A 23405-nucleotide genomic window follows, 5' to 3' on the forward strand; every position below is an offset into this window, starting at 1 on the left:
GAGAACCTGGTCCTTCGAGAGATCAAACGCACAGCAAGCACCCTTCATCCCCACGGCACCGTCGCCGGCCCGCTTCCGCAATGTGCCGCCAGTGGTGGCGATTTCGGCGCACAGTAACGCGCGTAGAAGCCCGGGGGAACGGGGTTTCTCCTGGCCGTTATCGTTTCGTGCCGCCCACGGGACACGCGGGCGCGCCAACGGTTACACCAGGGTGACACAGGGGGGCGAAAAGGCACCAAACGGGCACCCTTCCTCCCCCTCGGTCCTTCCCGCTCCGGACTACCCCGCCGCGTCGAGCAGGGCGGCGGCCGTGAACAGCTCCACCCCGACCCGGATGGCGCGCTCGTCGGCGTCGAAATCGCCCTGGTGCAGATCGCGCGCCGTGCGCTCGCCGGGCACCCGCACACCGAGCCGGGCGAGGGCCCCGGGCACGTGCTCCAGGTACCAGGAGAAGTCCTCACCGCCCAGGCTCTGCTCGGTGGTCTCGATGGACTCCGCCCCGCGCCGCGCGATCATGGCGTCCCGCAGCAGTTCGGTCACGACGGGGTCGTTGACCACGGGCGGGACACCGCGCACATAGGTGATCTCGGACTTGGCGCGGTGCATGGTGGCGACCTCGTCGATGGCGGCGTGCACGATGTCGGGCGCCTGCCGCCAGGCCTCGATGTCCAGGCAGCGCACGGTCCCGGAGAGCTCGGCGTGCTGCGGGATCACGTTCGGCGCGTGCCCCGACTCGATCCGTCCCCAGGTCACGGCGAGCCCGCTGCGGCTGTCGACGCGGCGGGCGACGAGCGCGGGCACGTCGGTGACGACGCGGGCCGCGGCGGTGACCAGGTCCGTGGTCAGATGCGGGCGGGCGGTGTGCCCGCCGGGCCCGTCGAGCGCGATCTCCAGCCGGTCGCAGGCGCTGGTGATGGCTCCCTGGCGCAGCCCGATCCGCCCGGCGTCCACCCGGGGGTCGCAGTGCACGGCGATGATGCGCCGGACCCCGTCCAGCGCCCCGCACTCGATGACCTCGGCGGCGCCGCCGGGCAGCACCTCCTCGGCGGGCTGGAAGATCAGCCGCACGGGTCGCGGCAGCAGCCCCTGGCCGTGCAGCTCGGCCAGGACGAGCCCGGCCCCCAGCACCACGGCCGTGTGCACGTCGTGCCCGCAGGCGTGGGCCCGGTCGGGGACCGTCGACCGGTAGGCGCACTCGCTCTTGGTGTCCGGGATGGGCAGGGCGTCGATGTCGGCCCGCAGGGCGAGCACGCCGTCCGCGCCATCGCCCTCCTCCCCCATGCCGATGTCGCAGACGAGCCCGGTTCCGACGGTGAGGACGCGGGGCTTGAGCCCGGCCTTCTCCAGCCGCGCCTTGATCGCGGCGGTGGTGCGGAACTCCTGGTTGCCGAGCTCGGGGTGCATGTGCAAGTCACGCCGGAACGTGACGAGTTCGCCGAACAGCGACTCGCTCAGCGCACCGGGGAGCACGGCGTCCCCTGGAACATCGGCCTCGGTCTCTCGGGACATCAATTGGTTCACCCTCTGAAGGGTAGGACGCCCGGACGGTCAACTGACCCTCGATCAACAAAAGTTCAACCCGTTAGGGGAAGAAAATCTGACCGCCCGGCGCATGGCTGTCGTCTCAGATGGGTAAACTCGCCCGACTTCAGGCCAAGCGGATCATGGAATCCCCGGACCACGGTCGCTCACCGCGCCCCGGCACCCTTCCGTTCCTCTCCTCAACGGATACCACGCCCCACCGGAACACCGCTCGACCAGTCCATCCACCGATACCGCCGCGCGGCCGTCGCGGCCCCGGTAGCGTCCGGCAGCGTGAGTGACCCCAGCCGTGTTCCCGCCGCGGACTTCATACAGGCCACCCGTTCCTCCTACGACGCCATCGCCAGGGAGTACACCGACCGCCACCCCGACAGCGTCGCCGACAGCCCCCTGGACCTGGCGCTGATCAGCGCATTCGCCGAGCTGGTGAAGGGGGCCTCCGGCGCCCCGGTCGCCGATGTCGGCAGCGGTCCGGGCCATGTCACCGCCCGCCTGAGCGACCTCGGCGTCCCCGCCTTCGGCGTCGACGTCTCCCCGCGCATGACCGCCCTGGCCCGCGCGGCGCACCCCGGGCTCCGCTTCCATGTGGGCTCGATGACCTCGCTGGACCTTCCGGACGAGACGCTGGGCGGCGTCCTCGCCCTCTACTCGATCATCCACGTCCCGGACGAGCACCTGCCGGCCGCGTTCGCGGAGTTCCACCGCACGCTGGTCCCGGGCGGGTACGTCCTGCTGGGCTTCCAGTCGGGTGACACCGACGACCATCTGCGCCTCACCGAGCGCTTCGGCAGGGCGATCGGGCTCGACTACTACTGGCGCAGCCCGGACACCGTCGCCGGGCTGCTCACCAAGGCGGGCCTGCCGCCGTACGCACGCACCGTGCGCGAGCCGCTCGCCGAGGAGTCGCGCCCACGGGCCTTCGTGCTGGCCCGCAAGGCCGCCGACTGACGGCGGCCTTGCTCCGGCACCCTTCCGGTCCTGCTGGATCGCGCTGGCCTAGATCGCGCTGACCGCCGCCAGGCGGTGCACGTCCCGCGCCGTTCCCGTCACTCCCGACAGGAAGCCCTGGGCGCGGGGCGACGCGTTCGCCGTGAGCCAGGCGGGGTCGATGTCACACACCGCGACGCGCACGCCGGTGCCGACGAGCGCCAGGGGCAGCGTGTGCACGACCGTCGAGGGGAAGCTGAGGATCGTCCGCCCGATCGGCCCCCGCCGTGCGATCAGCTCCAGCGGCAGGTCCGGGCGTACGATCTCCAGCCCCGTCACCGCCGCGAGCCGGTGCAGCTTCTCGGCGCTCTCCCGGCGGTGGGCGAAGTACCTCGTGGCCCCGTGGGCCTTGGCCAGGGTCTGGACGGCCTCCAGATAGCGGTCGCCGTCCACGACTCCGGTCTCGACCAGGGACGTGCCGACCATGTCCGAGCCCTTGGTGATGCGCGGCGGGCCGAAGCGGGCCCGGGTCCAGGAGAAGTCGTTGGCCGTGACCGTCACGCCCTGCGGGGTGTCCTCCATGGGCATGGAGGAGAAGACCTCCACCCGGCGGCCGTCCCGGGGCGTCAGCCGCCGGCGGGCCGAGGACGAGACCGGGGCGAACAGCAGGTCGCGCGCGCCGGGGCGGCCGCCCTTGCGGTGCCAGCGCACCAGACGCTCACCGCGGGCGAGCTGGGCGACGAACTCCATCGTCGCCGTGCCGTCGTCGACGACCACCAGGTCCCTGGCGCGGGTGATCGTCAGCAGCAGCTGTACGTAGCGGGAGAACGGGTCTCCCATGACGATGCGGTCGGCGCGCCGCAGCGTGCCGGCGAGTCCGCCGATGGTGTGGAAGGGCGCGGTCGTTCCGCCCCGCGCCTCCTCCCAGCGGACCCGGTACCCCTCGTCCCGGGCCAGGTCCGCCATACGGCGCAGCTGGCCCCGGGTCATGGGGTCGGTCGGGGACAGCACCACGACGGTGAGCTCCCCGACCGCCGACGGCGCAGCGCCGGTGGCGCTGCGCCGTGCCTGGGACGGCACGGACGCCAATGGCCCCCCGCCGGACTCCCCGGCCGCCCCTTGCAGGGCATGGACATGCGCCCACTCCAGCACGTTGAGCAGCTGTACCGGGCTCTCCACGAAGGCGAGCGTGCGGGGGGTGCCGGTGTTCCCGGCGCGGGGGCTCATCGACGTACGACCGTCCCGTCGTAAGGCAATCGAATCCGAACTGGAATTCGGTCTCACACCGTGACCGGCTCGCCGGCCGCGTCCGCGATCTCGGCCTCGGCGACGACACCGGCAACGCGGCGCAGCTTCTTCATCGGGCCCATCTCGGAGTCGTAGACCTTCTTGACGCCGTCACCGAGGGAGGCCTCGATGGTGCGGATGTCGCGGACGAGGCGCACGAGGCCCTGCGGCTCCACGGAGGCGGCCTGGTCGGAGCCCCACATAGCGCGGTCGAGGGTGATGTGACGCTCGACGAAGGTGGCGCCGAGGGCGACCGCCGCGAGGGTGGTCTGCAGGCCCGTCTCGTGGCCGGAGTAGCCGATCGGAACGTTCGGGAACTCCTTCTCCAGCGTGTTGATCACGCGGAGGTTCAGCTCCTCGGCCTTCGCCGGGTAGGTGGAGGTGGCGTGGCACATGAGGATGTTGTCGCTGCCCAGGACCTCGACCGCGTGACGGATCTGCTTCGGGGTCGACATGCCCGTGGAGAGGATGATCGCGCGGCCGGTGGCGCGCAGCGCCTTCAGCAGCTCGTCGTCCGTGAGGGAGGCGGAGGCGACCTTGTGGGCCGGGACGTCGAACTTCTCCAGGAAGGCGACGGCCTCGGTGTCCCACGGGGACGCGAACCAGTCGATGCCCTTCTCCTTGCAGTACTCGTCGATCTGACGGTACTCGTCCTCACCGAACTCCACGCGGTGGCGGTAGTCGATGTAGGTCATCCGGCCCCAGGGGGTGTCGCGCTCGATGTCCCACTGGTCGCGCGGGGTGCAGATCTCGGGGGTGCGCTTCTGGAACTTGACGGCGTCGCAACCGGCCTCGGCGGCCACGTCGATCAGCTTGAAGGCGTTCTCCAGCTCACCGTTGTGGTTGATGCCGATCTCGCCGCAGACGTAGACGGGCTTGCCCGGGCCGACCTCACGGGTGCCGAACGTGCGCAGACGGGAGTTGGTGGTCATGGCAGAGGATGTCCTTACTTGGTGAGGGAATCGAGAGAGGGGCCGAGGATCCAGCTGGCGATCTCTCGGATGGCGCCGTCACCGCCGGGTACGGTGGTGACCGCGCGTGCGGCGCCGCGTACGACGTCGTGGGCGCTCGCGACCGCCACGGGCCAGCCCACGAGGGCGAAGCACGGGAGGTCGTTGACGTCGTTGCCGACGTAGAGCACGCGCTCGGGCGCGATGCCCTGCTCCTCGCACCACTGCTTCAGTGCGAGGTCCTTGCGGTCGATGCCGTGCAGGACCGGAAGCTTCAGCTTCCGGGCCCGGGCGGCGACGACCGGGTTCTGCTCCGAGGACAGGATCAGCATCTGCAGGCCGCTCTTGCGCAGCGCCGCGATGCCCAGTCCGTCCCCGCGGTGCACGGAGACGAACTCCTTTCCATCGGCGTCGATCAGCACCCGGTCGTCGGTCTGGGTGCCGTCGAAGTCCAGTACAACCGCGTCGATGTCGTCGGCGGTCGGAAGCGCGCCGGGCCGATCCGCGTCGAAGAGCGGGGCCAGGGCCCGGGCGCGGGCCAGGTCGTGCGGGTCGTCGATCTCCAGCACGCGTGCCGGGTCGGTGCGGACCAGCTCGGTGTGGCCGAAGAAGCGGTGCCGGTGCTCGCGGAAGCCACGGGCGTCCATCGCGTACGCGGCGCCGGTCTCCAGCAGGTCCTGGGGACGGTCCTGGCGGCGCGGGCGGAAGGACTTGTCGTGGTTGACGCCGTAACCGCCCTCGGTGACGGTGGAGTTGGCGACCTTGACCCGGCCACCGACCTCGTCGGCGCGGGACGGCTCGACGGCCACCGGGTCGTCGCCCGCGTCCCGCCAGATGAAGCCGTGGAAGGGAGCGACGGTCACCGCGGTGTCGGCGCCGTTCTCGACGACCGCGCCGGCCACCCCGTCGATGTCCTCGCGGATGATGAAGGGGCTGGTGCACTGCACGAGCAGGACCACGTCGACCGGGGCACCGTGCAGCGCCTCGTGGGCGTCCATGGCGTGCAGGACGGCGGCCTCGGAGGTGGCGGTGTCGCCGGCGATGGCGGCGGGGCGCAGCACGACCTCGGCGCCGGCCTGGCGGGCCGCGGTGGCGATGGCCTGGTCGTCGGTGGAGACCACGACGTCGGTGACGAGCCGCGAGGCCCGGCACTCGCGCACGGCGCGGGCGACCAGCGGCACACCACCCACCGGCGCGAGGTTCTTCGCGGGCACGCCCTTGGAACCGCCGCGCGCGGGGATCACCGCGAGGACGCGGCGCTCCGCGGTGCCGTGGCCCCCTTCGGGGTTGGACATGGGCTCTACTCCTTGGGCCCCCTGGGCGGGGACATGGGCTCCTCTGGAAGGCACTCGCTCTCCTCGGGCAGGGTTCGGGTCGCTCACGGCTGACTGGGCGGCCGCGTCGGGGACGCTCACAGCTCTCCCATCCGCCGGATGACCGGGGCCACGCGCTGGACGCCGTGGCGGTAGGCGCCGCGCGCCGCCCTGCGCACGATCTGGCGGACCGGACCGGGCGCCTTGTCGGCGGCGGGTGCGCCGGGCAGCGGGGTGCCGTCGGGACCGAGGTGGTGGCGGGCGAGGATCCCGGGCAGATAGCCGGGCGCGGTCTCGGTCGTGTAGTAGGGGGTGAGGGGCACCAGCCCCTCGGGCCGGGCCAGCAGCTCGGCGATGCGCTCGCGGCCGGCGTCGAAGGCCGTGGCGTACGACTCTCCGCCGGCGGCGACGCCCTGCCGGGACACCCACTCCTCGTCCGGCACCGGGCGGTGCCCGGCGTCGAGCTGGTCCCAGGAGGCGAGGCAGCCGGAGCCCACGAAGTGGTGGTTGCCGAGCGTCTCGCGGATGCCCAGGTCGGTGAGGACCACCGTCGGGATCCGGCGGTGCAGCGCCTCCAGCGCGGCCGTGGAGCTGACCGTGACGAGCAGGTCGGTGCGGTCCAGGACCTCACCCATGTGCCCGTACACCAGCTTGAAGTTGGCGGGCAGGTCGGTGCCCTGCGCCAGCTTCTGGTACGGCAGTTCCTCGATGTGCGTGGTGTGCTCGCCGGGCTTGGAGCGCAGCTTGAGCAGCACCTCGCGCTCGGGGTGCTTGCGGGCGTGCTGGATCAGCCGGTTCAGCAGGTACGTACGGTCCTTGCGGCTCTCCGGCACGGACGGCTGGGCCGCGAACACGACGGTGTAGGGCTCGTGTTCACCCTCGTAGGGCGCACCGTCGAGGAACGGCAGGGCGACCTCGGTCACCGCCGAGGCGTCGGCGCCCACTCCCTCGTACACGGCGCGGAAACGCTCCGCGTCCTGGCGGGAGTTGGCGAGGACGAGGTCCGCGCCGTGCCGCAGCAGCAGTCCGTCGGCGAGCTTCTCGTAGACGACGCCGACGTAGCCGGTGACGACGACGGGACGCTCGGCCGAGCCGTCCCAGACGCGCCGCAGGCCGTGCAGCATCGCCTGGACGCCACCGCCGACGAGGGAGAGGACGAGAATGTCGTACGACTCCTCGCCCATGGCACGCAGGAACTCGACGGCGGTCACCTCGCGGAGGGAGTCCGCGGGGACGCCGACTTCCTTCAGCTGGCGGGCGGTCGGGGTGGCACGGCCCCGCAGGAGATAGCCGTCGAGGCGGATGTCCGAATTAGCCGGAATGAGGCGCTTCGCGGTGAGCGCTCCCCATTTCCACCGAGTGTCGGAATCCGCGAGTACGGCGATCCGCGGGGACTTCGTTGCACTTACTGGCACGTCGAAGACGCTAGGAAGGCATTCCTAGGATCCGCCCAACCCAAACACAACAAACGGTTAACAGCACATCGACGAATGGCGAATCAGGCCGGGAAGGCACGCCGAAATAGCCCGGTTCACAGCTTCGCCACGTGCAGTTCACCTGACATCAAGCCACCGGTCAGAACGAATGACGGGCCGCCCTCTAACGTCACCGGGGTGGTGAAGCTCTCCGTCATCGTGCCCTTCTACAACGTCCAGCAATACGCGCCCGACACGCTGAAGAGCCTGCGTGCGAACGTGCGTGAGGACTTCGAATTCATTCTCGTCGACGACTGCTCGCGGGACGGTACTCCGGACATTCTCGAACGCGCGGAGCGGGAGTTGCCCGGCGCCGTACTGGTCAGACACGAGGAGAACGGAGGGCTGGCCACCGCGCGCAACACCGGCATCGACCGGGCACGTGGCGCATACCTGACGTTCCTGGACGGGGACGACTGGCTCGCCCCGGACTATCTCCCCAAGCTGGTCACGGCCATCGAGGAACTGGGCTGCGACTTCGTCCGCACCGATCATGTGCAGTGCACGGCCCGGGCGCGCGCCATCCACCGGGTGCCGCACGGCCGCCGGGACGTCGTGATGAATCCGCGGGAGGCCATCCTGCCCGCGGACCGGACCACCTCCGTGGACTACGCGTACGCCTGGGCCGGGGTCTACCACCGCCGGCTGATCGACCGGGGGCTGCTGCACTTCACCCACGGGCTGCGCACCGCCGAGGACCGGCCGTGGATCTGGAAGCTGCACCGGGAGGCGGATTCCTTCGCCGCGGTGAGTCTGCTCGGCGTGTACTACCGCCGCGGTGTCGCCACGTCCCTCACCCAGATCGGTGACGTACGACAGCTCGATTTCATTCGCGCGTTCGACCAGGTAATCGAGGAAACGGCACAGGATCCCGAGGCCGATAAACTGCTGCCGAAAGCAGTGCGCACATATTGCGCGATCATGGCCCATCACCTCGGATCGATCGAGAGGTTCGAACCCGCCGTGGCTCGAAAATTGCGTTCCATGACCTCAGCCGCCCTGAAACGACTGCCGCAGGACGTACTGGCCGAGGTGATGGACTCGATGGACCCGCAGCGGGCGAGCCTGCTGCGGCGGCTCAAGCGCAGGCCGGCGACCGCCCGGACGGTGGCCGCCTGATGCCACGCACGACCCACGTCTTCTGCGCGTCGACCCTGTACGGAGCCGCGACCCTGGCCGCGGCCCTCGACGCCGGAATGTTCGAGCCGGCCGACCGACGGCTGCTGCTCATCACGAACAACGCGGCCAACCCCGAGACCACCGTGTCCGTGGACCGGATGCCGGGCTTCGAACGGTTGCGCGAGCGGTTCGACGGGGTGCTGTCCTGGAACGAGACCATCGCCCCGTTCCACCCCGGCGGCTGGAGCCCGCGCGCCGACGACATCCCGATGTGGGAGCGGTACGTACGGCTGCTGTGGGGACTGGGCGACGACCACATCCGGCTGGCCGTGGAATCCGTGCAGGTCAACCCGTCGCTCGCGCTGTGCCAGCTGTTCACCGGCGCTCCCGTCGACGTCTACGCCGACGGCCTCATAAGCTATGGCCCCACCCGCGACAAGATCGACCCGCTGGTCGGCACCCGCATCGGGCGCCTGCTGCACCTCGATCTGGTCCCCGGGCTGACCCCGCTGCTGCTCACCGAGTTCGGCGTGCGGCCGGAGCTGGTGCCGACGGAGGTGTTCCTCAAGGTGCTGGAGGAGCTCGCCGACGGGGAGGCTGCGCTGCCCGGCACCGGCGACACCCGGCCGGCCCTGCTGCTCGGCCAGTACCTCTCGGCGCTCGGCATCCTCAGCGACGCCGAGGAGGAGGAACTGCACCTGGGCATGGTGCGCGGCGCCGTCGCGCTCGGCCACCGCAGGCTGGTCTTCAAGCCGCACCCGGTCGCCCCGGCCCGCTGGTCGCGGCTGCTGGAGGACGAGGCGAGCCGGCTCGGCGCCGAGCTCACCCTGCTGGACCACCCGGTGCTCGCCGAGGTGGCGTTCCAGCGGATGCGGCCCGCCCTGGTCGTCGGCTGCTTCTCCACCGCCCTGCTCACCGCGGCCGGGCTGTACGACCTGCCCGTCGCCCGCATCGGCACCGACACCGTGCTGGCCCGCCTCACGCCGTACCAGAACAGCAACCGCGTGCCGGTCACCATCGCCGACGCGCTGCTGCCCGAACTGGGCGACCGCAAGGCGGTCACGGACTGGGCGATGCCGACGCCGGAGCGGGTGGACGAGCTGTCCGCGCTGCTCAAGGCGGTCGGCTTCGCGATGCAGCCGAAGATCTACCCGGGCCTGCGCCCGGACGCCGAGCGCTACCTCTCCCGGCAGCTGAACCCGCACACCTGGCGGTACTTCAAGCGCCGCCGCCTCACCTCGCTGGCCCTGCCCGGTGCGGTGCCCGCGCAGCTGTCGTTCATCCCGCGCAACGCCACGGTGCGCCGCCTCGCCCGGCGGGCCCGGGCGCTGCGGCAGAGCGCCAAGCGCTGATCCCGACGTCCGCCACGACGCCCCCGAGCCCCAACGGGCCGGGGGCGTCGCGCTGTCCGGCATCGCGTACATCACACGGATGGAGGAGGCTTCCGGGGGTAGGCGTTCGACACCTCGCGCCCCCACGTCAGCGAGGCCCCCCATCACCCCGCAGAAAGCCCCGGGATGAACGCGTCCGACCTGACATTGGCCCCGACACGTCCGGCCCCCGTCCCCGATCCGCCCCCCGCCCCGCGCAGACCCGACAGCCGACTGCGCGCCCTCGACGGCCTGCGTCTGCTGGCCGCCCTGATGGTCTGCCTCTACCACTTCGCCGGGAAGGGCGGCGCCGTCGCCGGCTCCTGGCACCAGTCCCCCGCCCGGGTGTTCCCGACACTCTCCCAGGCCGCCGTGTACGGCTGTCTGGGCGTGCAGTTCTTCTTCGTCATCAGCGGCTTCGTGATCTGCATGAGCAGTTGGGGCCGCACCCTCGGCCAGTTCTTCCGCTCCCGGGTCGCCCGCCTGTACCCGGCGTACTGGGCCGCCCTGTTCCTGATCACCGCCGCGTCCCTGCTGCTGCCGGTGGTCGTCCGTCCGGTACGGCTCGACGAGTTCCTGGTCAACCTGACGATGCTGCAGCAGCCGATGGGCGTGCCGCGCGTCCTCGGCGTGTGCTGGACACTCTGGGTCGAGGTGCGTTTCTACGCCCTGTTCGCCCTGTTCGTCGTCTGGCGGGGCGTCACCTACCGCCGGGTGGTGCTCTTCTGCTGCCTGTGGACCCTGGCCGGTGTGTTCGCCCGGGTCGCCGACAACCCGCTCACCGACGAACTGGTGATGCGCGACCACGCGCCGTTCTTCATCGGCGGCCTCGCCCTCTACCTCATCCACCGCTACGGCAGCGACCTGCTCCTGTGGGGCATCGTCACCGTCTCCTGGCTGCTCGGCCAGCGCTACTCGACCACCGGGCTGTGGCACCCCGGCATGGAGGGCGGCGCCTTCCACCGCGATCCGTACGTCATCCAGCTGATCGTGACCCTCGCCTTCGCCGCGGTGGCCGCGGTGGCGCTGGGCTGGACGCGCTGGGCGAACTGGCGCTGGCTGACGGTGGCCGGGGCGCTGACGTACCCCTTCTACCTGATCCACGAGCACCTGGGCTGGTTCGTCGTCCGGCTGCTGCACCGGGATCTGGGCCTGGGCCCGTGGCCCACGCTCGCGGTCACGATCGCCGTTCTGCTGGGCCTGGCCTGGCTGATCCACCGCGGTGTGGAGCGGCCGTTCGGACCCCGGCTGAAGCGGGCGCTGGCGACCCGCGCGCCGAGACGACCCGTGCTGCGCTGAACTCCCGCGCTGTATGCGTTGAACGGACCGAAGGCCGGTGGGGGTGCCCCACCGGCCTTCGGTCGTCGTCCACGGATCAGCCCTGGCGGGCCCGGATCTGGCGCACGGCCCGGCGCACCGCCGGGTGGCGGCGCAGGGACTCGGCGCGGATGGGGCTGCCGCCGGGCAGGCGCAGGCTGGTGAGGCGGCGCTTCTTGAAGTACTGCGGGTGCTCGGCGAGGTGCGCGGTGAGCCAGGCGGCCGCCTCTTCGTGCAGGCCCGGGTGCTTGCGGGACTGCATGCAGTAGCCCACGGTGCGCACCAGCGGGCCCAGCTCCGCGCTCAGGGCATCGAGGGCGAGCGGGGTGCCCAGGGTGGCGCGCTCGGCGTCCGGGAGGGCCGCGTCGATGATGGTGAGGGGGACGCGGTTGCTGTTCTCGTACGGGGTGATGCGTTCGAGGAGCAGCTCGGTGCCGACGCGGGCCACGGGGATGCCGTAGAAGGCGGCCGCGGTCATCAGGGCGGTGGAGAAGCAGCCGATGACCAGTTCCGGCTTCAGGTGGGCGAAGACGGTCTCGGCGAGCACGGGGTCGCGCAGGACGGTCAGCCGTACGCCGAGCTCCGCGGCCGCCGTCTCCAGCGAGCTGTTGTACACGGAGGGCGCGCTGGGGTGGGGCTTGAACAGCACGCTCTGGTGGCCGGCCCGGGCGGCCGCCCGCAACATGCGGACGTGCAGCTCCTCCTCCTCGTCCTGGGTGATCAGGTCGATGGCGGAGAGGTACTGGCCGAGGAGCACGGCGGTGGGACGGCTCTCGGCGGGGATCCGTTCGGCGAGGATGCCGGCACCGTCCTCGCCGATCTGGGCGAGCACCTCGACGATGGCCTCGCCCGGTACCGGCTCGGGCTCGACGCCGTACTCGGACAGGAGCATCGGGCGCAGCCCGGGTATCAGGTCGAGGTGGAGGACGCGCGCGATGCGGCTGTTCATGCCCTGCGGGATCCGGTTGCGGGTGGGGCCGTAGCTCATCAGGCCGTCCGCGTACACGTGGATCGGGCTGTCGGCGAAGATGTCGCAGACCGCGCGGGAGGGGTTGGCCTGGATGGACTCGCAGGCGATCTCGACGGGCGCGTCACCCAGGTCCCAGGCGAGGCGTACGGCCTTCTCCCACAGCAGGGCGTCCTGGGCGCGCGGGGACCAGCCGGCCGGGTGGTGCGGGGAGATGAAGTCGTTCCAGGAGCGCACCTCGTCGAACTCGGGGCGCAGCTTCTCGAACCCGGCCATCCGGTCCAGCGGGGTGCCGACCTCGGGGATCGCGGCGGTGTTGCTGACGACGAGGATGCGGCGGTGCTCCTCGCGCGGGCCGAAGAGCCCGGCGCGGATCGCCGCGGTGACGGTGGCCGCCGCGTACTGGGTGGCCGAGAAGAAGATCTGGGTCGTACCGCTCTTGCCGGTACCGGTCCGGGCCGTGCCGCTCATGCCGCGACTCCCTTCATGCCGCCGCGGATGCGCCGCAGTGTGTTGACTCGTTCCTCGCCCATGCCGACGAGGGCCTCGTTGAGCTCTTCCTCCGTCATTCTGCCCAGCGCCTCGGAGGCCATCTGCCGCAGTTTGGCGGCGACGCTGCGCTCGAAGCGGGCACGGTCGGCGAGCTGGTGGGCGATGACGACGCAGTAGTTGCGCAGCGCCTTCTTGCGCAGCTTGCTGACCTCGGGGTCGTCGGCGAGCTCGGCGAGGACGAGGTCGAAGGAGCGGAAGAAGTCCAGCTGGCGGACGTCGCCGATCTGGGTCAGCGAGCTGGCCACGCCCCGGCGGTAGAAGACGCCGCGCAGGCTGGCGGCGACGTAGGAGTCGGCCCTGCGGTGCAGCTCCCAGATCCAGGGACGGTCCTCGGCGGTGCGCAGCCCGTCGTGGAAGCGCAGCAGGCCGCGGTCGAGCAGCCGGCGGTGGTAGACGCCCGCCCAGGCGTACGGGTAGTCGACCATGGTCGTCGCGTCGACCGGGAGGATCGAGGAGCGCGGGTCGAGCGGTATGTGCCGGCGTCCCTCGGGGGCCCGGTGGACGGCGCGCTCGACGCCGGTGACCTGGACGTGGTCGGTGCGCACGAAGTCGACGTCGAAGCGCTGGACACAGTCGGTCAGGTCGCTCAGGTAGCCCGGGGCGAGCCAGTCGTCACCGTCGAGGAAGGTGAGGTAGGTGCCCTCGGCCGCGTCGATGCCGGTGTTGCGCGCGGTGGCCAGACCGCCGTTCTGCTCGTGCCGTATCACCCTGCTGTTCTTGAGCCGCTTGGTGAGTTCGAGCAACGCCTCGTAGGTCTTGTCCTTGGTGGACCGGTCCTCGACGAAGATGAACTCGAAGTCGTCCCGTGCGTTGTTCGCGAGGCTGGTCACCGTGTCGGCGACGTAGGTCTCGATGTTGTAGCAGGGGACGATGACGGACAGGGTCGGTTCGTTGGCCACGTGTGTACACCCGTGCTCGCTTCGGAAATATCTCCGCGATCCTTCGACGGCTCCGCCGCTCGGACGCGACAGCACAGCGACTCTCAGGTGAACACGGAATGACATTGCGATACGACCGGAAGTGAATTGGCCGTTCCGCCGCGGGGGTGGCTCTCCGGGCGGGTGACCCGGTTCAGCGGATGCCGTACCGGGCCTCGATCCCCGCGACGACCAGGGCCGGTCCCTCGTCGAAGCCGCGATCGTAGTCCTCGAAGATCTCCGCGCCGGCTGCGGCCGACAGGGGGAAATCCGCGCGGCGGGCGGTCCCATCGCGGCCGACGGCGGGCGCTCGGCCGTGCGGCGCACGCTGGGCATCGGCATGACCGGTGAGACGGTCGATCCCGCGCCCGTGCTGGTCGCCGACGTCCGCGTCGACGGCCTCGACCGCGACAACTGGCACATCTTCCCGCCGCGCGAGGACGGCGCCGGCTACCTGGCGCTCTGTCCGCTCGCGGGCACGCGGGACTTCCAGCTCGTCGCCCAGTTCCCCGAGGGCACGGCCCCCGGCCTCGGTCTCGACGCCATCCGCGAGGTCGTGGCCGCCCGGTCCCACCTCGCCCCCGAGGACGTGACCGAGGTGCGCTGGGCCTCCGACTTCCGGCCCCGCGCGGCCCTCGCGGACCGCTTCCGGGCCGGGCGCGTCTTCCTCGCCGGCGACGCGGCGCACATCCACTCGCCCGCCGGGGGCCAGGGCCTGACCACCAGCGTCCAGGACGCCTACAACCTCGGCTGGAAGCTGGGCGCGGTGCTGCGCGTGGGCGCGCCCGAGGACCTCCTGGACACCTACGCGGAGGAACGGCGGCCCGTCGCGGTCGGGATGCTGGGCCTGTCGACCGGCGTCCACCGCGGCGAGGTGCGCCGCGGCGAGGCGACCATCCAGCTCGGCCTCGGCTACCGGGACTCGTCACTGACGGCAGAGACCCGCACGGCCGAGACCGGCGCGAACGGGTCCGGCGCGAACGGGTCCGGCGGCGTGCGGGCCGGGGACCGCGCCCCCGACGGGACGGTCGACGGCGTACGGCTCTTCGACGCCTTCCGCGGACCGCACCGGACCCTGCTGGGCGCGCAGGCACCGGAGCTGGGCGACGGGGTGCGGACCGTCCGCGGCCCGGCCCCCGAGCCGTACTACGGAACGGGCCTGTTCCTCGTCCGCCCGGACGGTTACGTCGGCTGGGCGGGCGACTCGCCGGAGACCCTCACCGGCTGCCTGGCGCGCCTCGGCCTGGGCCGGTAGGCGTCAGGAGCTCGCCAGCGACAGCTTCACCGCGAACCCGAGGAACAGCGCACCCGCCGCCGAGGTCGCCGTCGCCGACAGACGCTTGCGGCGGCGGAAGGCGGCGGCCAGCCGCGTGCCGCCGAATATCAGCGCGCTGAGGTAGAGGAAGCTGGCCACCTGGGCGAAGGCGCCGAGGACCACGAAGGACAGGGCCGGATAGGCGTACCCCGGGTCGACGAACTGCACGAAGAAGGCGACGAAGAACAGGATCGCCTTCGGATTGAAGAGGCTGACGACGAGGGCACGCCTAAACGGCCGCTCCTGGCCGGCGGCATCCTCGGGGGCGGCCTCCTCGACCAGTCGCTCCCGCCGCGACCGCCACATCCCCCGGGCGGCCCGCAGCATCCCGATCGCCAGCCAGGTCAGATAGCCGGCGCCCGCGTACTTCACGATCCCGAACAGCACGGCGTTCGCCTGGAGCAGCGAGGCGACCCCGGCCGCCGACAGCGTCATCAGCACGGTGTCCCCGCACCACACGCCCGCGGCGGCGGTGTAGCCGGCCCGGACACCGCGGCGGGCGGCCACGGACAGCACGTAGAGCGAGTTGGGGCCGGGCAGCAGGACGATCAGGACCAGGCCTGCCAGATAGGTGGGGAGATCGATGACGCCGAACATGCCAGGAGTGTCGCACGCCGGTCCGACACTGCCGTCGTCGGTGCTGGTCAGAAGGCGTCGGAGGGGACGTAGGTGCCCCACACCTCGCGCAGCGCGCCGCACACCTCGCCCACCGTCGCGCGGGCCCGCAGCGCCTCCTTCATCGGGTACAGGACGTTGTCCTCCCCCGCGGCGGCCTTCTTCAGCGCGGCCAGCGCCGAGTCCACCGCCGCCCGGTCCCGTTCGGCGCGCAGCCGGGTCAGGCGGTCCGCCTGCTGGGCCTCGATCGCCGGGTCGACCCGCAGCGGCTCGTACGGCTCCTCCTCGTCCAGCTGGAAGCGGTTGACGCCGACCACGACCCGCTCGCCCGAGTCGGTCTCCTGGGCGATGCGGTACGCGTTGCGCTCGATCTCCTCCTTCTGGAAGCCGCGCTCGATCGCCGCGACCGCGCCGCCGAGGTCCTCGACCCGGCGCATCAGGTCCAGCGCCGCCGTCTCCACGTCGTCCGTCATCCGCTCCACGGCGTACGAGCCGGCGAACGGGTCCACCGTCGCGGTCACGTCGGTCTCGTGGGCCAGGACCTGCTGGGTGCGCAGGGCGAGGCGGGCGCTCTTGTCCGTGGGCAGCGCGATCGCCTCGTCGAAGGAGTTGGTGTGCAGGGACTGCGTGCCGCCGAGCACCGCGGCCAGGCCCTGCACCGCCACCCGGACCAGGTTCACCTCCGGCTGCTGGGCCGTGAGCTGGACGCCCGCGGTCTGGGTGTGGAAACGCAGCATCCAGGACTTCGGGTCCTTCGCGCCGAACTCCTCCTTCATCACCCGCGCCCAGATCCGGCGGGCCGCGCGGAACTTGGCGACCTCCTCCAGGACCGTCGTACGGGCGACGAAGAAGAAGGACAGGCGGGGCGCGAAGTCGTCGACGTCCATGCCGGCCGACACCGCCGTACGGACGTACTCGATGCCGTCCGCGAGGGTGAAGGCGATCTCCTGCGCGGGCGAGGCGCCCGCCTCGGCCATGTGGTAGCCGGAGATCGAGATCGTGTTCCACTTCGGGATCTCGGTCCGGCAGTACTGGAAGATGTCCGCGATCAGCCGCAGGGACGGCTTGGGCGGGAAGATGTAGGTCCCGCGCGCGATGTACTCCTTGAGCACGTCGTTCTGGATGGTGCCCGTGAGCCGGTCCGCCGCCACCCCCTGCTCCTCGGCCACCAGCTGGTACAGGAGCAGCAGCAGGGCCGCCGGGGCGTTGATGGTCATCGACGTCGACACCTTGTCGAGCGGGATCCCGCCGAACAGCACCCGCATGTCGTCCAGGGAGTCGATGGCCACGCCGACCTTGCCGACCTCGCCGTGCGCGAGGGGCGCGTCGGAGTCGTGGCCCATCTGGGTGGGCAGGTCGAAGGCGACGGACAGGCCCGTCGTGCCGTGCGCGATCAGCTGCTTGTAGCGGGCGTTCGACTCCGTCGCCGTGCCGAAGCCGGCGTACTGGCGCATGGTCCAGGGGCGGCCCGTGTACATCGTGGGGTAGACGCCGCGGGTGAACGGGTAGGCGCCCGGTTCGCCCAACTGGCGCGCCGGGTCCCAGCCCGCGAGGTCCCGCGGTCCGTAGACCGGCTCGATCGGCAGTCCGGACTCCGACTCACGCGCCATCGTGGTGCCTCCGCAGTACGTGTCCCGTTCCCCGCAGTGCGTTTGTTACTCCCCACCATGCCCCGTAGTTCGGCGGCGGTCACGCGGGGAAGCATCCCAGGATGAGGACCAAGGGGATCTTGTCGCGGCGCGCCGCCGCGCTCGGGCGGTCCACCGCCATACGCGGGCGGTCCACCACCGCACCCGGACGGCCCATCGCCGTACCCGCACGGCCCACCGCCGCCGCGCTCGCCTCGGCCGCCGCGCTCGCCGTGCTGTGCGGCTGCAACGTGCAGGCGCCGGACGGGGACGCCAAGCACCGCCTGCCGGTCCACATCGAGTTCCCCGGCAGCTCCGGCCCGCCGTCCAGCCCCTCCCGGGCCTCGCCGGCCGCACCGGGCTCGCCCGGCACCCCGCGGGCATCCCGCGCCCCGGCGCCCGTGCTGTGGTCCCGCGGCGACTCCGGCACCGGCGTACGCGAGCTGCAGGCCCGTCTGCGCCAGGTCGACTGGCTCTTCGACGGGCCGACGGGGACGTACGACGACCTGACGGAGAAGGCGGTCGCGGGCTTCCAGGGCAAGCGCGGGCTGCCGGCGACCGGCAGGGCCGACACCGTCACCTGGCGGCGGCTGCGGGACATGACGCATGAACCCGGCCGGTGGGAGCTGTACCTGATGGGCGGTCAGCCCGCCGCCGCGCCCGACATGCGCTGCCTGACCGGACGCGTGCTGTGCATCAGCAAGACCAGCCGGACGCTGCGTTGGATGGTCGACGGACGGACGGTGTCGACGATGTCCGTGCGCTTCGGCGCGCAGTACACCCCCACCCGCGAAGGTGTGTTCCACGTCTACTGGAAGTCACGGCATCATGTGTCGACGCTCTACGACTCGCCGATGCCGTACGCGATGTTCTTCAGCGGCGGCCAAGCGGTGCACTACTCCTACGACTTCGCGGCGCGGGGCTACGCGGGCGGTTCCCACGGATGTGTCAACGTGCGGGACGAGACGGCGATCGCGCGGCTGTTCGCTCAGGTGAGGAAGGGCGACAAGGTCGTCGTCTACTGGTGACGCGCGAAGCGCGGGGAGTACCAAGAGGGTTTGTGGGGCGCGGGCGGGACCGGGGGAACGTGTCCCGCCCGCGCCATGTGCACGAGCCGTGGGTACGGGGGGAACCCCGGCTCAGTGCGACGGCCGATGACCAGTCGGCTCACTGAGTACTGCGTCCCGGGGGCCGAAAACGTCACACCCCGCGCGAAAAAATTTCAGCGCGGGACGAACGCACAGGTCAGCGAGGCGAGAACGGGTCAGAGCGCGCTGTACGTCGGGCTCGGCGCCGGGGCCTGAGTCCGCGTCGGGCGGTGGACCGGCAGCGGGCCGAAGACCGTGGGGGCGGGCGTGACGGCACCGCCGTCCTGGTGGTGGTCGTTGCCGTGCTCCCGGTCCCGGTGATGACGGCCCCGGTGGCGGTCGTCGTCGCCGCCCTGGCCGTTCTTGTCGTCCCCGTCGCCCTTGCCGCCGCGCTCGTCCGCGTCGTCGCCGCCGATCCTGCCGGGGATGTGGCCGTCCAGGACGCCACGGCAGTACCGCCACACGCGCGCGGCTCCGCCCGCGGCCCCCTCCAGGGCGCGCTTGCGGTCGGCGTCGAGGTTCCTGCCGTCCCGTATGTCGCGGCAGGCCGAGAGCGCGCCGCTCCACCACTCGTCGGCCCCGCGGGATGCGCCCGCGGAGCCGGTCGGTTCGCCGGTGGCCGGGTCCTGCCCGGCCGTGTCGCGCCGGGAGCCGGTGCCCGGGGTGGCGCTCGCCGTGCCGCCGGGCGTCGGGGTGCCGGACTCACCGCCCTGCACGCTGCCTTGGGAGGGCGAGACGAGCGGCTGCTCGGGGGCCGAGACGGAGGCCGCGGGCCCGGGACGGTCGTTCTGGAACGGCGTCGGCAGAACTCCGGTTCCGGCCGCCACGGCGACGCCGCCGAGCATGCCGGCGGCCAGTGCGGCGGCCAGCGCCAGCCGCACCGGGCGGGCCCGGTTCCGGCGGCGGTCGGGGCGGGACCGGCCGCCGATGCGGACCAGGCCGACGTCGGACGAGGGTTCCGTCCGGCCGGCGCGCCGCGCGGCGAGTTCGTCGCGGTGGCCTGCGGCGACCCGCTCCGCCTCGCTCGCTTCGCGCGCCTTGCGGAAGGCGGCCAACGCGCCTTCCTCGCCGGGGAGTTCACCGGCCGCGGGGGCGTCGACGGAGAGCGCGCCGAGGGCCTTGGCGAGTCGCTCCGCCTGCTCACGGGCGGACGCGTCGACGGCTTCCAGCGACTCCCCGCGCAGCAGACGTTCCGCCGTTTCACGGTCCAGCCACTTGTACTGCTCGTCGGCCATCACATGTCCTTCTGCGTCCCCGAACGCGTATGCGTCACAGTGGCGGACGTCACCGCGCGACGGCGTGGTTCTCGCTGGGCCGGCAGTGCGTCGAGCACGCCGGCGGATTCCGGATCCTCGCCGAGCAGTTCCGCGAGCCGCTTCAGACCGCGGTGCGCGGCCGTGCGTACGGCGCCGGCGCGCTTGCCGAGGGTCTCCGCGGCGGTCTTGGCGTCGAGGCCGACGACCACGCGCAGGACGACGGCCTCGGCCTGGTCCTGCGGGAGCCGCGCGATGAGGGAGAGGGTGCTGTCGGTGGCGAGGGCTTCGATGGCCTCGCCCGCCGTGTCGGACTCTGCTGCCCGGCCGGTCAGTTCGGTCTCGTCGCCGCCGATCGCGGGCCGGCGGCCGCGCATCCGTATGTGGTCCAGGGCGCGGTTGCGGGCGATGCGGGCGGCCCAGCCGCGGAAGCGGTCGGCGTCCCCGCTGAACCGGGCCAGGTCGCGGGCTATCTGCAGCCAGGCCTCGGACGCGACGTCCTCGGCGTCCGGATCGCCCACCAGCGTCCGTACGTAACCGAGCAGTCGCGGATGAACCGTGCGGTACACAGTCCGGAAAGCGGTCTCGTCCCCGTCCTGTGCCGCACGTACCGCGGCGGTCAGCTCCGCGTCGTCCCCCAGCACCCGTGGTTCCTCTATAGATGGTCGCGGCGGTCGGGCCGCCGATCGTTGCAGTGATCATGCATCTGCGTTCGACGCGAAAGGCACGTTACGACCTGAAACCGCTCCTCGTCCACGTCCGTACAAGGTGCAACTAACTCGTGACGCACTGAGGTGTGACAGAAAACGCACTCTCGGCGCTGTAGGGAGTACGGGCCGCCGCGCGGCCCGTGCCGCGCGACGGCCGGGGCCTCTCCTGTGGGGGGTGGCGGCTCCGGCCGTTGCCTCGGCAGATCACGGCGGCGCCCGGCGGACCGGGACGGACCCCGTGGCCGACCACGGGGAATCGGGCGTAGAGCCTTCGAAAGCCACGCGTCCGGCGCATGACGGACAGCGCGTCGGCCCCGGGCGGATCGCCCGCCCCGGCCCCGCGTGAGCCGAATCACTTCTTCTTGGTGCCGGGATTCGGGCTGGCGTCGGGCTTCGCGGCGTTGGTGGGCTTGGCCGTATTGCCGGTGTTGCCGGCATTACCGCTATTGCCGGTGTTCGTCTTGGGCTTGTCGCTCTTGGCCGTGTTGCCCGGGTTGGCCGTATTACCAGAATTGCCGGAGTTGCCGGAGTTGCCGGAGTTGCCCGGCTCGTGGCTCCGGGCGGCCAACTGCTCGGCGCAGTACGCCTCGACGTTCACCTCGCCGCCCGCCGCCGTGACGAGCCGCTGCCAGGCCGTCGACTCCATCGCCTTGCCGCTGCCCTTGACGGACTCGTAGGCACGGCAGTGGGCGAGGGTGTCCTTGGCGGTCTCCGGACGGTCGTGCGCCCCCGGGCCGGACGAGGGGGACAGCTTGCCCGACGGGCCCCTGGAGGCCCCGTCCGTGGCGCCCGCGCTCGCGTCCTGGCGGTGCCGGTCGTCCCGCCCGTCGGAGGAGTCGACGGAGCCGATGGCGGCGACCGCGACACCGCCCAGGGTGAGGCCGGCCACCAGCATCGCCGCCGTGGTCTTCACCGACCGCCACATGTGGCGGTGCTCGCGCGGCCGCCAGTCGTCCCGTCGACGGGTCCGCGCCCGGTGGCTGCCGGCGTCCCGGGCGACCCGGAACGCGTCCGTCGCCCGCTGCTCGGCCGCCGGGTCGACGGCGCCGGCGCGCAGGGCGGCACCGAGGTACTCCTCCAGGCCGGCCGGCTCGATCGTGGCCCGCGATCCGTTGGCGCTGTCGTCCGGGTGCACGCGCCGACGGCTGTGCAGCCCACCGTCGCTCTGCCGCTCACCCATGTGCCCATCCATCCCTGTCCGGCGGTCCGCCGCCGCTTTCGTTCATGTCGACTCCCCCAGCGTGCTGGGGCCGTCTTCCGTCACACCCTCGCCCGTCTCGGCCCCACCGCCGAGCTGGCGGGCGAGCCGTTTCAGGCCCCGGTACGCGGCCGTGCGCACCGCTCCCGGGCGCTTGCCCAGGACCCGCGCGGAGGCCGGTCCGTCGAGGCCCACGACCACCCTGAGCAGCACGGCCTCGGCCTGGTCGCGCGGCAATCCGCGGACCAGCTCCAGGGCGTACTCGGTGGAGATGGACTCCAACGCCTGGTCGTGCGTGCTCTGCGGACCGGGCAGGTCCAGTACGTCCTGTTCGAGCGCCGACGCCCGGGGTCGCACCCGTTGCCGGCGCAGGTGGTCCAACGCCCGGTGCCGGGCGATGGTCGCGGTCCAGCCGCGGAACCCGGCGCCGTCGCCCTTGAACCGCCCGAGGTCCCGGGCTATCTCCAGCCAGGCGTCGGAGGCCACGTCCTCCGCGTCGTCCCCGACGAGGCCGCGCAGATAGCCGAGCAGCCCGGGCTGCACGAACCGGTAGGCGACCGCGAAGGCGGCCTCGTCACCGTCCTGGGCCCGCGCGACGGCCGCGCCCAGCTCCCCGTCGTACGCCTGCGTGCGACGGGGTTCCCCTCCGTGGCCCAAGACCGTCCTCGTCCGTACAGAGCTCGTGACCATTGCTCGTGCTCGTTCTCGTAGGGAATCCGCACCGTGCGACACGACCGATCGCGCCGCCCACCCCCACGGTCAACAGCGTCGGGCCTCACAGAAGTGTCACAGTGCACAGCGGACTCCCTGGTCACGCCCACTGTCAGTGCCACCTCCTACGCTGCGCCTCACCGATCGGACGACACGGAAGGAAGGAAGCGGCATGGGGGGCGATTGCTGGACGCAGACGGGCCCGTACCGGCGTGATCTGGCGGCGGCGTTCCGTCAGGCACAGGTGGAGGAACTGGCGCGGGACGACCACGGATTCGGAGCGGGCCGCACGATCGAGGAGCTGTGGCAGGACCCCGACTGGCAGGAGTACATCTTCACCGGGGGCACGGGCACCGTGCTGGACCTCCCCATGGTGATCGAGCCGACGGACCCGGAGGACGGCCCGTTCATGCGCCCGCTGACGGAGGAGGAGGTCCGCGCCTGGGCCCCCGACGGCCGCCCCACGTACGCCGACTGGGACGAGGCGCTGGACTCCTACCGACTCGACTTCCCGGGCCGCGCGCAAGGCAGATGCACCGTGCTCTACACGGACGGCGAACCAACCCATATCGGGTATTGGGGAGTCACGGCGGACTAGGGCCTGTGTCCCCCGGCCGGCCGGGCCCCTCCCCTCACACGGGGCCCGGCCGTGTCACCTCGCCCGGGAGCAGGGCCGTGTCACCTCGCGGCGTCGGTCGCGTCGCGGCACAGCAGCCGCAGCGAGCCCTGTCCCTCGTAGCAGCGGCGGGCCTCGTCGATGGGGTCCCACAGGCGGCCGTCGGGCGTACGGATCCAGTGGTCGCCGCCGGTCGCCCACCACTCGGCGCCGCTGTTGCGCACGATCACCTCACCGGCGTACGCCCCGAAACCGCGCAGCACGCTCTGCACGGCGCCGTACGGCGCGCCCTCCCGCCGTATCTCCTCGATCGTCCGGTCGACGCGCCACAGGCTCTGCGCCGAGTAGTCGAGCCGCACCCGCGCGCCCTCGCGCATGGTCACCACCGCGTCCGCCGCCCACCGCGTCGGCTTCGCCGCGGCCTGGGGCCTGGTCTCCTGCTGAGTCGTCACGTACGGAAGAGCGAGGTCAGCGTTCCATTCGTCACCCGTACCCCGGCCGCACCCGGAACCGGTGCAGTTCTCCCGCACCTCCC

At 71.9% G+C, this 23405-nt stretch carries 20 protein-coding genes and 2 pseudogenes; 7 read left to right on the top strand and 15 right to left on the bottom strand.

The genetic code is table 11. The annotated features are described in order from the left end of the window. Positions 1 to 279 precede the first annotated feature (279 nt). Entirely contained in the window at positions 280 to 1509 is a 1230-nt protein-coding gene (locus ACWGKT_RS21250; RefSeq protein ID WP_453274919.1) for an amidohydrolase, read from the bottom strand. 306 nt (positions 1510 to 1815) lie between these two features. On the opposite strand from ACWGKT_RS21250, the gene ACWGKT_RS21255 reads away from it, so the two are divergent. After that, positions 1816 to 2490, top strand: coding sequence for a class I SAM-dependent DNA methyltransferase (locus ACWGKT_RS21255; RefSeq protein WP_356145186.1), 675 nt, complete (start codon positions 1816 to 1818; stop codon positions 2488 to 2490). 48 nt (positions 2491 to 2538) lie between these two features. Here the strand turns inward: ACWGKT_RS21255 and ACWGKT_RS21260 are convergent, their stop codons facing one another. From ACWGKT_RS21260 to ACWGKT_RS21275, 4 genes are all read right to left on the bottom strand, one after another. Then, positions 2539 to 3696 (bottom strand): hypothetical protein, encoded by a 1158-nt coding sequence (locus ACWGKT_RS21260; protein WP_356145188.1) that lies wholly within the window; start codon positions 3694 to 3696, stop codon positions 2539 to 2541. 53 nt (positions 3697 to 3749) lie between these two features. Then, the gene (locus ACWGKT_RS21265) at positions 3750 to 4688 is read right to left on the bottom strand and encodes an N-acetylneuraminate synthase family protein (RefSeq protein WP_453274920.1); all 939 of its coding nucleotides are present in this window, start codon (positions 4686 to 4688) and stop codon (positions 3750 to 3752) included. Between the two features lie 14 nt (positions 4689 to 4702). After that, positions 4703 to 6001, bottom strand: coding sequence for a cytidylyltransferase domain-containing protein (locus ACWGKT_RS21270; protein ID WP_453274921.1), 1299 nt, complete (start codon positions 5999 to 6001; stop codon positions 4703 to 4705). Between the two features lie 116 nt (positions 6002 to 6117). After that, positions 6118 to 7434 (bottom strand): DUF6716 putative glycosyltransferase, encoded by a 1317-nt coding sequence (locus ACWGKT_RS21275; RefSeq protein WP_453274922.1) that lies wholly within the window; start codon positions 7432 to 7434, stop codon positions 6118 to 6120. Between the two features lie 198 nt (positions 7435 to 7632). Here ACWGKT_RS21275 and ACWGKT_RS21280 point away from each other — a divergent pair, with 198 nt between their 5' ends. The 3 genes from ACWGKT_RS21280 (at position 7633) to ACWGKT_RS21290 (ending at position 11282) form a co-directional block, all read left to right on the top strand. Next, positions 7633 to 8613, top strand: a complete 981-nt coding sequence (locus ACWGKT_RS21280; RefSeq protein WP_356145195.1) for a glycosyltransferase family 2 protein — start codon at positions 7633 to 7635, stop codon at positions 8611 to 8613. Next, a complete protein-coding gene (locus ACWGKT_RS21285; RefSeq protein WP_356145197.1) occupies positions 8613 to 9965 on the top strand; it encodes a polysialyltransferase family glycosyltransferase in 1353 nt (450 codons plus the stop codon). The genes ACWGKT_RS21280 and ACWGKT_RS21285 overlap by 1 nt, the downstream gene beginning before the upstream one ends. A 165-nt stretch (positions 9966 to 10130) precedes the next feature. Further along, positions 10131 to 11282, top strand: a complete 1152-nt coding sequence (locus ACWGKT_RS21290) for an acyltransferase family protein (protein WP_453274923.1) — start codon at positions 10131 to 10133, stop codon at positions 11280 to 11282. Positions 11283 to 11358: 76 nt separating this feature from the next. Here ACWGKT_RS21290 and ACWGKT_RS21295 read toward each other — a convergent pair whose 3' ends face one another. The 3 genes and pseudogenes from ACWGKT_RS21295 to ACWGKT_RS21305 all read right to left on the bottom strand — a co-directional run. Beyond that, positions 11359 to 12738: a polysialyltransferase family glycosyltransferase gene (locus tag ACWGKT_RS21295; protein ID WP_453274924.1), complete on the bottom strand. Its 1380-nt coding sequence runs from the start codon at positions 12736 to 12738 to the stop codon at positions 11359 to 11361. Beyond that, on the bottom strand, positions 12735 to 13718 hold the full coding sequence (locus ACWGKT_RS21300; protein WP_356145203.1) for a glycosyltransferase family 2 protein: 984 nt from the start codon (positions 13716 to 13718) through the stop codon (positions 12735 to 12737). The genes ACWGKT_RS21295 and ACWGKT_RS21300 overlap by 4 nt, the downstream gene beginning before the upstream one ends. A gap of 172 nt (positions 13719 to 13890) precedes the next feature. Beyond that, positions 13891 to 14016, bottom strand: a pseudogene (locus ACWGKT_RS21305) (TetR family transcriptional regulator); the annotation flags it as partial. On the opposite strand from ACWGKT_RS21305, the pseudogene ACWGKT_RS21310 reads away from it, so the two are divergent. Further along, positions 14014 to 14991, top strand: a pseudogene (locus ACWGKT_RS21310) (FAD-dependent monooxygenase); the annotation flags it as partial. The pseudogenes ACWGKT_RS21305 and ACWGKT_RS21310 overlap by 3 nt on opposite strands. A 3-nt stretch (positions 14992 to 14994) precedes the next feature. Here ACWGKT_RS21310 and leuE read toward each other — a convergent pair. Both leuE and ACWGKT_RS21320 read right to left on the bottom strand, forming a co-directional pair. After that, entirely contained in the window at positions 14995 to 15648 is a 654-nt protein-coding gene (gene leuE / locus ACWGKT_RS21315) for a leucine efflux protein LeuE (protein ID WP_453274925.1), read from the bottom strand. A gap of 47 nt (positions 15649 to 15695) precedes the next feature. Next, positions 15696 to 17276, bottom strand: coding sequence for an acyl-CoA mutase large subunit family protein (locus ACWGKT_RS21320; RefSeq protein WP_453274926.1), 1581 nt, complete (start codon positions 17274 to 17276; stop codon positions 15696 to 15698). 101 nt (positions 17277 to 17377) lie between these two features. Between ACWGKT_RS21320 and ACWGKT_RS21325 the strand changes: the two genes are divergently transcribed. Beyond that, positions 17378 to 18322, top strand: a complete 945-nt coding sequence (locus ACWGKT_RS21325; protein WP_453274927.1) for a L,D-transpeptidase family protein — start codon at positions 17378 to 17380, stop codon at positions 18320 to 18322. 236 nt (positions 18323 to 18558) lie between these two features. Here the strand turns inward: ACWGKT_RS21325 and ACWGKT_RS21330 are convergent, their stop codons facing one another. From ACWGKT_RS21330 to ACWGKT_RS21345, 4 genes are all read right to left on the bottom strand, one after another. After that, positions 18559 to 19617 carry a hypothetical protein gene (locus ACWGKT_RS21330; protein WP_453274928.1) on the bottom strand — a complete coding sequence of 353 codons (1059 nt, stop codon included), beginning with the start codon at positions 19615 to 19617 and terminating at the stop codon, positions 18559 to 18561. Beyond that, on the bottom strand, positions 19617 to 20279 hold the full coding sequence (locus ACWGKT_RS21335; RefSeq protein ID WP_235457180.1) for an RNA polymerase sigma factor: 663 nt from the start codon (positions 20277 to 20279) through the stop codon (positions 19617 to 19619). Before ACWGKT_RS21335 ends, ACWGKT_RS21330 begins: the two co-directional genes overlap by 1 nt. A gap of 418 nt (positions 20280 to 20697) precedes the next feature. Next, positions 20698 to 21525, bottom strand: a complete 828-nt coding sequence (locus tag ACWGKT_RS21340) for a hypothetical protein (protein WP_453274929.1) — start codon at positions 21523 to 21525, stop codon at positions 20698 to 20700. Between the two features lie 42 nt (positions 21526 to 21567). Then, positions 21568 to 22200, bottom strand: a complete 633-nt coding sequence (locus ACWGKT_RS21345) for an RNA polymerase sigma factor (RefSeq protein ID WP_453274930.1) — start codon at positions 22198 to 22200, stop codon at positions 21568 to 21570. A 226-nt stretch (positions 22201 to 22426) separates the two neighbouring features. Between ACWGKT_RS21345 and ACWGKT_RS21350 the strand changes: the two genes are divergently transcribed. Then, entirely contained in the window at positions 22427 to 22852 is a 426-nt protein-coding gene (locus tag ACWGKT_RS21350) for a hypothetical protein (protein WP_356145217.1), read from the top strand. Between the two features lie 80 nt (positions 22853 to 22932). Here the strand turns inward: ACWGKT_RS21350 and ACWGKT_RS21355 are convergent, their stop codons facing one another. Further along, a complete protein-coding gene (locus ACWGKT_RS21355; RefSeq protein ID WP_356145219.1) occupies positions 22933 to 23322 on the bottom strand; it encodes a hypothetical protein in 390 nt (129 codons plus the stop codon). Positions 23323 to 23405: the final 83 nt, after the last annotated feature.

The sequence above is a fragment of the Streptomyces sp. NPDC054794 genome, from assembly GCF_053611585.1.

What these genes read in the sequence shown, in the direction of transcription:
- ACWGKT_RS21250 (WP_453274919.1), bottom strand. Translation starts at nt 1,509, where the DNA reads ATGTCCCGAGAGACCGAGGCCGATGTTCCAGGGGACGCCGTGCTCCCC.
- ACWGKT_RS21260 (WP_356145188.1), bottom strand. Translation starts at nt 3,696, where the DNA reads ATGAGCCCCCGCGCCGGGAACACCGGCACCCCCCGCACGCTCGCCTTC.
- ACWGKT_RS21265 (WP_453274920.1), bottom strand. Translation starts at nt 4,688, where the DNA reads ATGACCACCAACTCCCGTCTGCGCACGTTCGGCACCCGTGAGGTCGGC.
- ACWGKT_RS21270 (WP_453274921.1), bottom strand. Translation starts at nt 6,001, where the DNA reads ATGTCCAACCCCGAAGGGGGCCACGGCACCGCGGAGCGCCGCGTCCTC.
- ACWGKT_RS21285 (WP_356145197.1), top strand. Translation starts at nt 8,613, where the DNA reads ATGCCACGCACGACCCACGTCTTCTGCGCGTCGACCCTGTACGGAGCC.
- ACWGKT_RS21290 (WP_453274923.1), top strand. Translation starts at nt 10,131, where the DNA reads ATGAACGCGTCCGACCTGACATTGGCCCCGACACGTCCGGCCCCCGTC.
- ACWGKT_RS21295 (WP_453274924.1), bottom strand. Translation starts at nt 12,738, where the DNA reads ATGAGCGGCACGGCCCGGACCGGTACCGGCAAGAGCGGTACGACCCAG.
- leuE (WP_453274925.1), bottom strand. Translation starts at nt 15,648, where the DNA reads ATGTTCGGCGTCATCGATCTCCCCACCTATCTGGCAGGCCTGGTCCTG.
- ACWGKT_RS21320 (WP_453274926.1), bottom strand. Translation starts at nt 17,276, where the DNA reads ATGGCGCGTGAGTCGGAGTCCGGACTGCCGATCGAGCCGGTCTACGGA.
- ACWGKT_RS21325 (WP_453274927.1), top strand. Translation starts at nt 17,378, where the DNA reads ATGAGGACCAAGGGGATCTTGTCGCGGCGCGCCGCCGCGCTCGGGCGG.
- ACWGKT_RS21330 (WP_453274928.1), bottom strand. Translation starts at nt 19,617, where the DNA reads ATGGCCGACGAGCAGTACAAGTGGCTGGACCGTGAAACGGCGGAACGT.
- ACWGKT_RS21340 (WP_453274929.1), bottom strand. Translation starts at nt 21,525, where the DNA reads ATGGGTGAGCGGCAGAGCGACGGTGGGCTGCACAGCCGTCGGCGCGTG.
- ACWGKT_RS21350 (WP_356145217.1), top strand. Translation starts at nt 22,427, where the DNA reads ATGGGGGGCGATTGCTGGACGCAGACGGGCCCGTACCGGCGTGATCTG.